Origin of the sequence: Spirillospora sp. NPDC048911 (genome assembly GCF_043198015.1) — a bacterium.
Classification (GTDB): Bacteria; Actinomycetota; Actinomycetes; order Streptosporangiales; family Streptosporangiaceae; genus Spirillospora.
The window spans coordinates 33,020-45,660 of sequence record NZ_JBICUD010000022.1 but is presented as its reverse complement, the minus strand read 5'-3'; the positions used below and the strand labels follow the sequence as shown (position 1 = coordinate 45,660).

The window sequence follows — 12,641 nt, the reverse complement described above, 5'->3', positions numbered from 1 at the left end:
TCGCGATCACACGCCCAGCTCGTTGTCGATGAACTCGATGATCTGACCCGCGTCGGCGGCGCGCAGCCGTTCGGAGGCGTCGCCGTCGCCGTCCGCGGCCCCCCGGGACGCCGCGGCGTCCCCGGCCGCCGCGGTTCCCCCGGCGTCCGCGGCCTGCCCGGTTTCCGCCGCGTCCGGCGAGAGCCGCTCCAGCAGATGGTCGGCGAGCACGGTGACCTCCGGGTAGTCGAAGACGAGCGCGGAGTGCAGGCGCAGCCCCGTCGTGGCGGCGAGCCGGTTGCGCAGCTCGACGGCGGTCAGGGAGTCGAAGCCGAGGGACTTGAACGACGCGTTCACGGGCACCGCTCCCGGGTCGTCGTGGCCCAGGACGGTCGCGGCGCCGGCGCGGACGACCTTGAGAAGCACCTTGCGCCGCTCGGGGGGAGCCATGCCGCGCAGCCGCGCCGGCCAGTCGTCCTGAGGCCACGCCGACGCCGCGGCACGGCGCGCGGATCGGCCGCCGGGCCTGCCGCCGGGCCCGCCGCCGGGCACCGCGAACCCGCGCAGAGGGCCGGGCAGCTCGCGGGCGGGACGGCCGGCCAGGGCGCTCGCGTCGAAGCCGAGCGCCACCAGTGCGGGACGCCCGTCATGGCGGGCGGCGTCGAACAGGGCGAGCCCCTCGTCGGACGGGAGGGCCTTGATCCCGAATCGGCCGAACCGCGCCAGATCGGCCTCGGTCAGCCTGCCGGTCAGCCCGCTCATCTCGGCCCACAGCCCCCACGCGATCGACAGGCCGGCCAGACCGGCGGCGCGCCGGCGGGCCGCGAGCGCGTCGAGGTAGGCGTTGGCCGCGGCGTAGTTCGCCTGCGCGAGCGTGCCGAGGGTTCCGGCGAAGGAGGAGAAGACGACGAACATGCCGAGCCGCAGGTGGGCCGTGGCCTCGTGCAGGTGGTACGCCCCGTCCGCCTTGGCCGCCCACACCCGCGCGATGTGGCCGGGCGTCAGTGACCCGACCAGCGCGTCGTCGAGCGCCCCCGCGGCGTGGACGACGCCGGTCAGCGGATGCGCCGGGTCGACGCCCGCGACCAGTTCCCGCGCCGAGTCAGGGTCGGCGACGTCGGCCGCGACGGCGCGCGCCTGGACGCCCAGCTCACCCAGCCGTGCGATCAGCTCCGCCGCGCCGGGTGCGTCCGGGCCGCGCCGGCCGGCCAGGATCAGCCGGCGGACCTGCCGGGTCCGTGCCAGGTGTTCGGCCACCGCCGAGCCGATCGTGCCGGTTCCACCGGTGATGATGACCGTGCCGTCCGGGTCCACGGCGGCCGGTACGTCCAGGACGAGCTTGCCCGTGTGGCGGGCTTGGCTCATGTGCCGGAACGCCTCGCGGATCCGGCACAGTGGCCACGCCCTCACCGGAGGCGGCTCCAGCTTCCCGTCGGCGAACAGGCCGGTGAGCTCGGCGAGCATCTCACCGACCCGGTCCGGCCCGGCATGATCGAGCAGCTGGAACGCCAGATAGGAGATCTCCGGAAGGCTGACCGGGTCGCGGACGTCGGTCTTGCCCATCTCGACGAACCGCCCGCCGCGCCGGAGCAGCCGCAGCGAGGCGTCGATGAGGTCCCCGGTCAGGCTGTTGAGGACCACGTCGACGCCCTGGCCGCCGGTGGCGGCGCGGAAGGCCTCTTCGAAGCCGGTGTCCCGGGAGGACGCCCGGTGCGCCCGGTCGATCCCCATCTCCTCGAGGATCGGATGCTTGCCGGGACTGGCCGTCGCGTACACCTCCGCACCCAGATGGCGCGCGATCCGTACCGCCGCCATGCCGACGCCGCCGGTGGCCGCGTGGATCAGGACGCGCTCACCCGGCCGCAACCCGGCCAGGTCCGTGAGGCCGTACCAGGCGGTCAGGCAGGCCACCGGGACGCCCGCGGCCTGCCGGAAGTCCCACTCGTCCGGGATCGGGGCCACGGTCCGGGCGTCGGCGACGGCGATCGGGCCGAACGCGCCCCGGAACAGTCCCATCACCCGGTCACCAGGCGACAGGCGGGTCACTCCGGGGGCGACGTCGAGCACCACACCCGCGCCCTCGCTCCCCAGCCCGGTGTCGGCGTCCACACCGAGCCCGATCAGGACGTCCTTGAAGTTGATCCCGGCGGCGCGCACCTCGACGCGGACCTGACCGGGCTCCAGCGGGTCCAGCACCTCGGGACACGGCACCGCCGCGATGCCCTCGAGCGTCGCGTCCGCGCCCTCGGCCAGCCGCCACGCCCGTTCGCCCACCGGTATCGCCGGCTCCGCGGTCTCGGACGCGGGGGTCATGCGCGGCACCAGCACCCGGTCTCCGCGCACCGCCACCTGCGGCTCGCCGGCGGCCAGGGCCCGCCGGAGGCCCTCCTCGACGTCGGCGCGATCGACGTCGAGCAGGACGAATCGGCCGGGGTTCTCCGACTGCGCGCTGCGGACCAGCCCCCACACCGCCGCGCCGCCCAGGTCGGGGGCGGCGGCGGCGACCGCACCCCGCGTCACCAGCACCAGCCGGGAGCCGGACAGACGCGGCTCGGCCAGCCAGTCCTGAAGTACGCCGAGCGCGCGCTCGGCGGCCTCCCGCCCGCCCGTGGTGTCCAGGTGCGCCACGGCGACCGCCGGGACGGACGTCTCGACGTCCATCGCCTCGAGGTCCATCCAGGTCTGGGCGTCCGGCGGATCGGCCGGCTCCGCGAGCGGCGTCCACTCGACGGAGAACAGGCCGTCGGGTACGCGCCTGAGCCGATCGGCGCTCGTCGGCCGCGACACCAGCGACTCCACGGTCAGCACGGGAGCCCCCGCCGGGTCGACGATGCCGACCCGCACGCCGCCGCCGGACGGCGAGATCCGGACGCGGACCGTCGTCGCCTGGACCGAGTGAAGGCATACGCCGGACCAGGCGAACGGCACCACGGGCCCGTCGGCGTCGAGCAGGATCGGCTGCAACGCCGCGTCCAGCAGCGCGGGATGCACGCCGAACTCGCCGGCCTCGCCGGCGGCGTCCGGCAGGCTCACCTCGGCCAGTACGTCCTGCCCCTGGCGCCACAACGCGCGCAGACCGCGGAACGCCGGGCCGTAGTCATGACCCGCCGCGGCCGCGCGATCGTAGAAGTCCTCGACGGGCACCGGCTCGGCGTCCGCGGGCGGCCACCGCCCCTCCCCGGCGTGCTCGCGCGGTTCCGGAGCGAGGACGCCGGTCGCGTGATGCGTCCAGCCGCCCGGGCCGGCGCCCGGGTCCGGGCTTGAGCACACCCGCACCTCTCGGCGGCCGTCCTCCTCCGGGGGGTCGACGAACACTTGCAAGTGCAAGGTGCGCGATCCCGGGACGAAGGCGGGCTCGTGCAGGGTCAGCTCGTCCACCGTCGCGCAGCCGACCTCGTCGGCGGCCCGCAGCAGGCATTCCACCAGCGCCGCGCCCGGCAGCAACGCGCTGCCCGCGACCGCGTGCTGGGAGGCCCAGCCGGAGGCGGACAGGTCACCGGTCAGGATCCGCCCGCCATCGGCGAGCGCGAGCGACACCGGCAGCAGGGGATGCGCGGATCCCGGCCCCGCCTGCGCACCGGCCGCCCGCGTTCCGGCCCGGTCGGCCAGCCAGTACCTCGTGCGCTGGAAGGCATAGGTCGGCAGGTCGACGACCCGTGGCCGCGGGTCGGCCGGGAACCAGGCGGCCCAGTCCACCTCCGCCCCCGCGGTGTACGCCTGGCCGAGGGAACGAGCGACCCGGGCGAGGTCGTCCTCGTCCCGGCGCAGCGTCGGAACGGCGGCCGCGGTGACGTCCGCCGCCTCGAAGGTCTCCTCCAGTCCCATCGTCAGCACGGGATGCGGGCTGGCCTCGATGAACACGCGGTGGCCGTCGTCCAGAAGCGCGCGGACGCCGTCGGCGAAGCGGACGGGCCGCCGGAGATTGGTGACCCAGTAATCGGCATCAAGCGTGGTGCCGTCGGCCCGGGCGCCGGTGACGGTCGAGTAGAACGCCACGCCGCACTTGGCCGGGACGATGCCCGCCAAGGCCTCGATCAACTCGCCCGCGATCTGATCGACCTGCGGGCCGTGCGAGGCGTAATCCACCTCGATCATCCGCGCACGCAACCCCTGCTCCCGAGCCACCGCCACCACCGCCGCCACCTGTCCGGGCGGACCCGACACCACCATCGACACCGGACCGTTCACCGCCGCGACAGCGACGTCCGGCGCATCGGTGAGCAGTTCGTCCGCGCGCTCCTCGCCGACACCCAGCGAGGCCATCGCGCCCTGCCCGGACAGCCGTCGCAGAGCCTTGCTCCGCACGGCCACGACCTTGGCGGCATCATGGATGGTCAGGGCACCGGCCACACACGCCGCAGCGATCTCGCCCTGGCTATGCCCGACCACCGCCGAAGGCACAACGCCGTGGTCGGCCCACACGGCCGCCAGGGAGACCATGACCGCCCACAGCACAGGCTGGACAACATCCACCCGCGACAGCTCGGTGCCATCGCCGCAGATCACCTCGGAGAGCGACCAGTCCACGTGCGGGTTGAGGGCCTGTTCGCACTCGGCCATCCGCGCGGCGAACACCGGCGACTCCTCCAACAGCCGCGCACCCATCCCGGCCCACTGCGAACCCTGACCCGGAAACACCAGCACCGGTTCCGACCCCACGACGCGGCCCGCCACGATGCCCGGATGGGTCTCGCCGGCGGCCACGGCGGCCAGCCCCGCCGCCTTGTCGTCTCCCACGATCAGGGCGCGATGCTCGAACGCCGAGCGGGTGGTCGCCAGCGACCAGCCCACGTCCACAGCCGGTGCCGCGCCGTCCGCCAGGAACCCGGCCAACCGGTGTGCCTGCGCCCGCAGCGCCGCCGCGTCACGCGCCGACAGCACCCACGGGACGACGGCCGGCTCCGGGCCCGTCCGCTCAGGCGCGGGCCCCGGCTCCTCGGGGGCCTCCTCCACGATCAGGTGCGCGTTCGTTCCGGAGATCGCGAACGAGGAGACGGCGGCGCGGCGCGGGCGGCCGTGGCGGGGCCACGGCGTGTCCTCGGTGAGCAGCCGCACACCACCGGTGTCCCAGTCGACGTAGGGGGTCGGCTCGTCGGCGTGCAGGGCCGCGGGCAGCGTTTCCGCCCGCATCGCCATCACCATGTTGATCAGACCGGCGGCGCCCGCCGCCGCGATGGTGTGCCCGATGTTGGCCTTGATCGACCGCAGCCACAGCGGGCGCTCCGGCGGCCGGTCCCGCCCGTAGGTGGCCAGCAGCGCCTGCGCCTCGATCGGGTCACCCAGCCGGGTGCCGGTTCCGTGCGCCTCCACCGCGTCCACGTCGGCCGCCGTCAGACCCGCGCCCGCCAGGGCGTGACGGATCACTTCCTCCTGCGCGAGGTCGTTGGGTGCGGTCAGCCCGTTGCTCGCGCCGTCCTGGTTCACCGCCGAACCACGGATCACCGCCAGCACCCGCCGGCCGTTGCGGCGTGCGTCGGACAGCCGCTCCAGGAGCAGCAGCCCGGCGCCCTCGGCGAACACCGTCCCGTCCGCCGTCGCCGCGAACGGCTTGCAGCGGCCGTCGGTCGCGAGCCCGCGCTGCCGGGAGAACTCGGTGAACAGGGCCGGGGTGGACATGACCAGCACCCCGCCCGCGAGCGCCAGCGTGCAGTCGTCGTTCCGCAGCGCCTGGCACGCGAGGTGGGTCGCCACCAGGGACGCGGAGCAGGCGGTGTCGATCGTCACCGCCGGCCCCTCCAGGCCGAAGGTGTAGGCCACGCGCCCGGAGACGACGCTGGTGCTGCGGCCCGTCGTGGCGTGTCCCTCCAAGCCCTCGGGGATGCGGGACAGCCCGGACACGTAGTCCTCGCCGGACGTCCCCGCGTACACGCCCGTCCGGCTGCCTCGCAAAGAGGCCGGATCGATCCCGGCCCGCTCGAAGAGCTCCCAGGACGTCTCCAGCATCACGCGCTGCTGCGGGTCCATCATCAGCGCCTCGCGCGGGCTCAGCCCGAAGAACCCGGCGTCGAACCGGTCGGCGTCGTGGACGAAGCCGCCGCGGCGCAGATAGCTGGTCCCCTCGTGATCGGGATCGGAATGGAAGAGCGCGTCCAGGTTCCAGCCGCGATCCGCGGGAAACCCGGTGAGCGCGTCCCGGCCACCCGCGACCAGCCGCCACAGTGCCTCGGGCGAGTCGGCTCCGCCCGGGAAACGGCAGGCCATGCCCACCACCGCGATCGGTTCGGACGAGCGCTCCTCCATCTGGCGCAGCCGTTTGCGAGCGTCGTGGAGTTCCGCCGCGACCTTCTTCAGGGTGTCGACCAGCCGGTCCTCATTCGCCATGGCGCATCACCGTTCAGGAGACTCCGAGGTCGTTGTTGATGAAGTCCAGGACCTGCTCGGCCGATGCGGACTTCAGCCGGTCCGCCGCGTCGGCGTCCTCTTCGTCCGCGGTCCGGCGGGCCCGCTTCCACATCTCGAGCAGCTGTTCCAGCCGGGCGGTGACGGCGCCGACATCGCTCTCGTCGACGTCGGCTGCGGAGAGGGCGGACTCCAGCCTGGCCACCTCGCCCAGGAGCGGGCCGGCGGCGCGGCCGCGGCGCGCCGCCGCGCCACCGGATGCCAGGCGCCGCAGGAGCTCGTCCGCGACGTCCTGCGGGGTCGGATGCCCGAAGACCAGTGCGGCGGGGAGCATGACCGCGGTGGCCGAGACGAGCCGGTCGCGGAGCTCGACGGCCATCACCGAGGCGAGGCCCAGTTCCGTGAACGTGGCGTCCGGCCGCACCTCGGCCGGATCGGCGTAGCCCAGGACGGCGGCGGAATGGCCGCGTACCAGGTCGAGCACCAGGCGGCGGCGCTCCTCCTCGGCGAGCGCGGCCAGCCTGCCGGCCAGGTCCGCGTCCTGCCCGTCGGCGGTGGACGCGACCGGACGGTGCCGGACCGCACCGCCGGACGGGGCCGCCTTCGCCTGATCCACCGCGGCGCGGAGCCGCTCCTCGTCGGCCATGAGCAGGGTGACCTCGGCGTCGAGCACCGGGCCTCCGGCCGGATCGGTGACGGTCAGCCGGACGCCCTGGTCGAGTCCGTGTCCGAGCTCCGACAGCCTGACGCGGACCGAGGTCGCGCCGACGGCGTGCAGGGCCACGTCGTTCCAGACGAAGGGGAGCCAGACCCCGCCGTCGTCGCACCGGCCGGCCAGCAGCGGGTGCAGCGCGGCGTCCAGCAGCGCCGGATGAACGCCGAAGCCGTCGCGGTCCTGAGCGGCCTCGGGGAGGTCGATCTCGGCGAACACCTCGGAGCCGGCCCGCCACATGGCCCGCAGGCCCTGGAAGGCGGGACCGTAGCCGTAGCCCGCGGCGGCGGACCTGTCGTAGAAGCCGGCGAGGTCCACCGGTTCGGCCCCGGCGGGCGGCCATTCACCCGGCGGCTCGCCCGGCGGGAGGGACGTGGCGCGCAGCATGCCGCCGGCGTGGCGGGTCCACGCGGCGCCGGAACGGGAGTACACGCCCACCTCGCGCCGGCCGTCGTCCCTGACCTCGCCGACCTTGACCTGGACGCTCAGGCCGCCCGGCTCGGGCACCGCCAGGGGCGTGTGGACGACGAGTTCCTCGACGGCCGCGCAGCCGGCCTGGTCGGCCGCCCGCAGGGCCCACTCCAGCTGTGCCGCGCCCGGCACCAGCAGGGTGCCGGCGATGAGGTGATCGGCGAGCCAGGGCTGCCGCCGTCGCGATACGCGGCCGGTCAGCACGTGGTCGTCGCAGCCCGCGGGCTCGACGGCGGCCCCGAGCATGGGGTGGCCGGTCGAGCCGAGGCCGAGGTCCGCGGCGTCGGTGACCTCGGACTCCCCGGAGAGCCAGTAGCGCTCGCGCTCGAAGGCGTAGGTGGGCAGGTCGACGACGCGCGGTGGCGGGTCGGCGGGGAGGCAGCGGGTCCAGTCGACGCCGACGCCGGCGGTGAACGCCCCGGCCAGCGCCCTGACGAGCTGGTCGTGCCCGCCATCGTCGCGCCGGATCGTGCCCAGCGCGACGGCCCGCTCGCCCGCCTCCTCGGCGCACTCCTCGATCCCGGGCGTCAGGACGGGGTTGGGGCTGGCCTCGATGAACACCCGGTGGCCGTCGTCGAGCAGCGTCTGGACGGTGTCGGCGAAACGGACGGGGTGGCGCAGATTGCTGACCCAGTATCCGGCGTGCAGCGCGGCGTCCGACCTCTGGCCGGTGACGGTGGAGTAGAACGGCACCTGTGCGGTGGCCGGCGCGACGCCGGACAGCGCCTCGCCCAGCTCGTCGGCGATCCGATCGACCTGCGGGCCGTGCGAGGCGTAGTCCACGTCGATCATCCGGGCGCGCAGGCCGTCCTCCCGCGCGGCCGACACCACGGCCGCCACCCGCTCGGGCGGCCCCGAGATCACGGTCGACGCCGGGCCGTTGACCGCCGCCACCGTCACGTCCCCGGCCGGCGCCAGCAGCCGGCCCGCCTCCGCCTCGCTCATCCGCAACGAGGCCATGGCGCCCTGGCCGGAGAGCCGCCGCAACGCCCGGCTGCGGACCGCGACGACGCGGGCGGCGTCCTCGATGGACAGAGCCCCGGCGACGCAGGCGGCGGCGATCTCGCCCTGGCTGTGGCCGATCACCGCCGCCGGGGTGACCCCGCACTCCTCCCACACGGCGGCGAGCGACACCATCACCGCCCACAGGGCCGGCTGGACGACGTCGACCCGCTCCAGGTCGCCCCCGCGCAGCACCTCGGTGAGCGACCAGTCCACATGGGGCGCGAGCGCCCGCTCGCAGTCGCCGACGCGCGCGGCGAACACCGGAGAGGACTCCAGCAGCTCCGCGCCCATCCCGACCCACTGCGATCCCTGCCCCGGGAACACCAGAACCGGCCGGGCACCGCTCGCGCCCGCGACGCCGGTCACGACGTCGGCGTCCGGCGCGCCCTCCGCCAGCGCGGCCAGCCCGTCCAGCAGGCGGTCACGATCCCGCCCGATCACCGCCGCACGATGCTCGAGCTTCGACCGCGTCTTGATCAGCGACCATCCGACCTCGGCCGGCGTCAGGTCCGGGTCGGCCGTCACGTGCTCGGCCAGCCGCCGCGCCTGGGCCCGCAGAGCCCGCGCCGACTTCGCCGACACCACCCACGGCGCGGCCGACGGGTGGGGCCCGCGGTGGTCCGGTGCCTGTTCGAGGATCATGTGGGAGTTGGTACCGGAGATCCCGAACGAGGAGACGGCGGCGCGGCGCGGGTGACCGGCCCGCGGCCAGCGAACCGGCTCGGTCAGCAGCCGTACCTCTCCGGCCGACCAGTCCACATGCGGGGTCGGCTCATCGACGTGCAGCGTGGCGGGCAACGTTCCGTGCCGCAGCGCCATCACCATCTTGATCACGCCCGCGACACCGGCGGCCGCCTGCGTGTGCCCGATGTTCGACTTGACCGTCCCAAGCCACGCCGGACGATCGTCCGGGCGTCCCTGCCCGTAGGTGGCCAGCAGCGCGTTCGCCTCGATCGGGTCGCCCAGGGTGGTTCCCGTGCCGTGCGCCTCGATCACGTCGACGTCGGCCGCCGCGAGGCCCGCGTTGGCCAGTGCCAGCCTGATGACGCGTTCCTGTGCGGGACCGTTGGGAGCCGTCAGGCCGTTGCTGGCGCCGTCCTGATTGATCGCCGATCCCCGGATGACGGCCAGAATCCGACGGCCGTTGCGCTCGGCGTCCGACTGCCGCTCCAGGATGACCAGGCCCAGTCCCTCGGCCCAGCCGGTGCCGTCGGCCGCCGCCGAGAACGCCTTGCACCGGCCGTCCGGTGCCAGGCCGCGCTGCCGGGAGAACTCCACGAAGATGCCCGGCGTCGCCATCACCGTGACGCCGCCCGCCAGCGCCAGCGAGCACTCCCCCTGCCGCAGCGACTGGCACGCCAGATGCATCGCCACCAACGACGACGAACACGCCGTGTCCACCGTCATCGTCGGCCCCTCCAGACCGAAGGAGAAGGCCAGCCGGCCGGCCATCACGCTGGGGGTCGTGCCGGTGAGCAACTGGCCGTCGGCCTCCTCCGTGGCCTCGTGCATGCGGGGGCCATAGTCCTGGGTGGTGGCACCGACGAACACGCCGGTCCGGCTGTGCCGCAGCGAGCCCGCGTCGATGCCCGCCCGCTCGAACGCCTGCCACGCGGTCTCCAGCAGCAGCCGCTGCTGCGGGTCCATCGCCGCCGCCTCGCGCGGGCTGATCCCGAAGAACCCCGCGTCGAACAGGTCCGCGTCGTGCAGGAAGCCGCCCTCGGTCGCGTAGCTACGGCCTGACCGGCCGGGGTCGGGGTCGAACAGCTCCGTGAGGTCCCAGTCCCGGTTGGCCGGGAACTCCCCGACCGCGTCGACCCCGTCGGACACCAGGCCCCAAAGATCCTCCGGCGAATCCACTCCGCCCGGATACTGGCAGGCCATGCCCACGATGACGATCGGGTCGTCACCGGTGACGGGTGCGACGCGTTCGGGCGCGGTGGCCCGCGTGCGGAGGGCCCGATCTCGCAGGTGCTCGGCGACGGCGGCCGGCGTCGGGTGGTCGAAGGCCAGCGTCCTGGGAAGCGGCAGCCGGATCTCGGCACCGAGCCGCTCGGCCAGCTCGGTGTTCCCGATCGAGTCGAAGCCGAGCTGCTTGAAGGTCAGGCCCGGGTCGACGGCGGCCGGCGAGTCGTGTCCCATGACCTCGGCGGCGCTCGCCCGCACCGTCTCCAGCAGCAGCCGGTCACGGTCGGCCTCGTTCAGCGAGGCGAGGTGCCGGAAGAAGGGTGAGTCCTCCGCCGGGGGCGATACGACGGGATGCGACGACGACGGCGCGGGTGCCGGTTCGTGCACGGCCTCGGGTGCCGGGACGGCCTCGGGCCAGTGCCTGCTGCGCTGGAACGGGTAGGTCGGCAGACCGACCCGCCGGCATCGCCGGTCCGCGAACACCTGGTCCCAGTCCACGTCGGCACCCGCCACGTACCTCTCAGCGAGGGTGTGGGCATCGCCGTCGGCCGCGCCACTCTGGACCAGCCCGTCCGCCTCGGCGCCCCGTTCCAGGGCGGCGAGCCGTTCGAGTCGTTCCCCGATGTCGTCTCCGAAGACCACCGCCCGGTGGGTGAACGCCGAACGGGTGGTGGCGAGCGAGTACCCGACGTCCACGGGATCAAGGTCCGGATGCTCGGTGAGGTGCCTGCGGAGCCGCCTGGCCTGCGCCGCCAGCGCGGCCGGGCTCGTTCCCGACAGCGGCCATGGGACGTCCGCGGTCTCGGTCTCCACGGGACGGTCGTCGCCCTCGGCCGGCTGGGGTGCCTGGCCGAGCACGAGATGGCAGTTGGTCCCCCCCATGCCGAAAGAGCTGACCCCGGCGAACAGCGGCCGGTCCGGCAGCGGCCAGCCGGTCAGCTCGTCCTGGACCCGCAGCCCGAGCCGGTCGAGGGGGATGTCCGGGTTGGGCGTGCTGAAGTTGAGGCTCGGGGGCAACTGCCCGTTTCGCAGGCTCAGCGCGGTCTTGATCAATCCGGCGATTCCGCCCGCGCCCTCCAGATGCCCGATGTTGGTCTTGACCGAGCCCACCGGCAGGGGCGCGCCGGCGGGACGGCAGGATCCGAGTACCGCGCCGAGCGCGGCCGCCTCCACGGGATCGCCGACCGGGGTGCCGCTTCCGTGCAACTCGACGTACTGGACGTCCTCCGGGGACACTCCGGCGGCATGGTAGGCCCGGCGCAGCACGCGCTCCTGCGCCGCCGAACTGGGCACGGTCAGCGCGTCGGTGTTCCCGTCGTTGTTCACGGCGCCGCCGTGGATCACGCAGTACACGTGGTCGCCGTCGCGCACCGCCGCGTCCAGCGGCTTGAGCAGCACCAGCCCCCCGCCCTCGCCACGGACGAAGCCGTTGGCGCGGGCGTCGAAGGTGAAGCACCGGCCGTCCGGGGAGAGGCCGCCGAACTCGGCGGACATCTCCATGCTGTCCTCACCGAGGATCAGGTTGACGCCTCCCGCCAGTGCGAGCGAGCACTCGCCGCGGCGCAGGCTCTCGCTCGCGACGTGCACCGCGACCAGCGAGGAGGACTGCGCGGTGTCGAGGTGAAGGCTCGGGCCGCGCAGGTCGTACCGGTGGGAGACACGGTTGACCATGATGCTGCGGTGCACGCCGGTCATCGCGTGGCGTGCGCCACCGCTTGCGGAGCGGCGGAGCAGCGCGGCGTAGTCGTCCCAGATCGCACCCGCGAACACGCCGGTGTCGCTGCCCGCCAGGGACGCCGGGCGAATGCCGGCGTCTTCCAGGGCCTCCCAGGTCAGCTCAAGCATGAGGCGCTGCTGGGGATCCATGGCCACCGCCTCGCGCGGCGAGATGCCGAAGAACTCGGCGTCGAAGGACGCCACGTCGTCGAGGAAGCCGCCGGGCCAAGTACGGGAGGTGCCATCGCCGCCGGATGCCGGGCCGGTACGGCCGCGGTCGGCCGGCATCGTGGTGATCGCGCTCTCACCGAGATTCAGAAACCGCCAGAAGGCGGCAGGGTCCGGCGCGTGCGGCAGCCGGCAGGCGAGGCCGATGACCGCGATGGGCGCCGCATCGGTCGCTGGAGCCATGGAGTCCCCTCCGTGGGCATATCGCTCTGGGTGGGTCGCCAGTCATCGTTGGCCACCGTGCTAAAGGCGCTCCAAACGAACGGGGGTGATCAGCCGCTTT

The 12,641-nt window shown here is 74.3% G+C and carries 2 protein-coding genes; both read right to left on the bottom strand.

Annotation, left to right across the window (positions count from 1 at the left end):
- Positions 1-6: 6 nt before the first annotated feature.
- Positions 7-6,300, bottom strand: coding sequence for an SDR family NAD(P)-dependent oxidoreductase (locus tag ACGFNU_RS50520; RefSeq protein WP_392604118.1), 6,294 nt, complete (start codon positions 6,298-6,300; stop codon positions 7-9).
- A 13-nt stretch (positions 6,301-6,313) separates the two neighbouring features.
- A complete protein-coding gene (locus tag ACGFNU_RS50515) occupies positions 6,314-12,541 on the bottom strand; it encodes a beta-ketoacyl synthase N-terminal-like domain-containing protein (RefSeq protein WP_392604116.1) in 6,228 nt (2,075 codons plus the stop codon).
- Between the last annotated feature and the right edge of the window lie 100 nt (positions 12,542-12,641).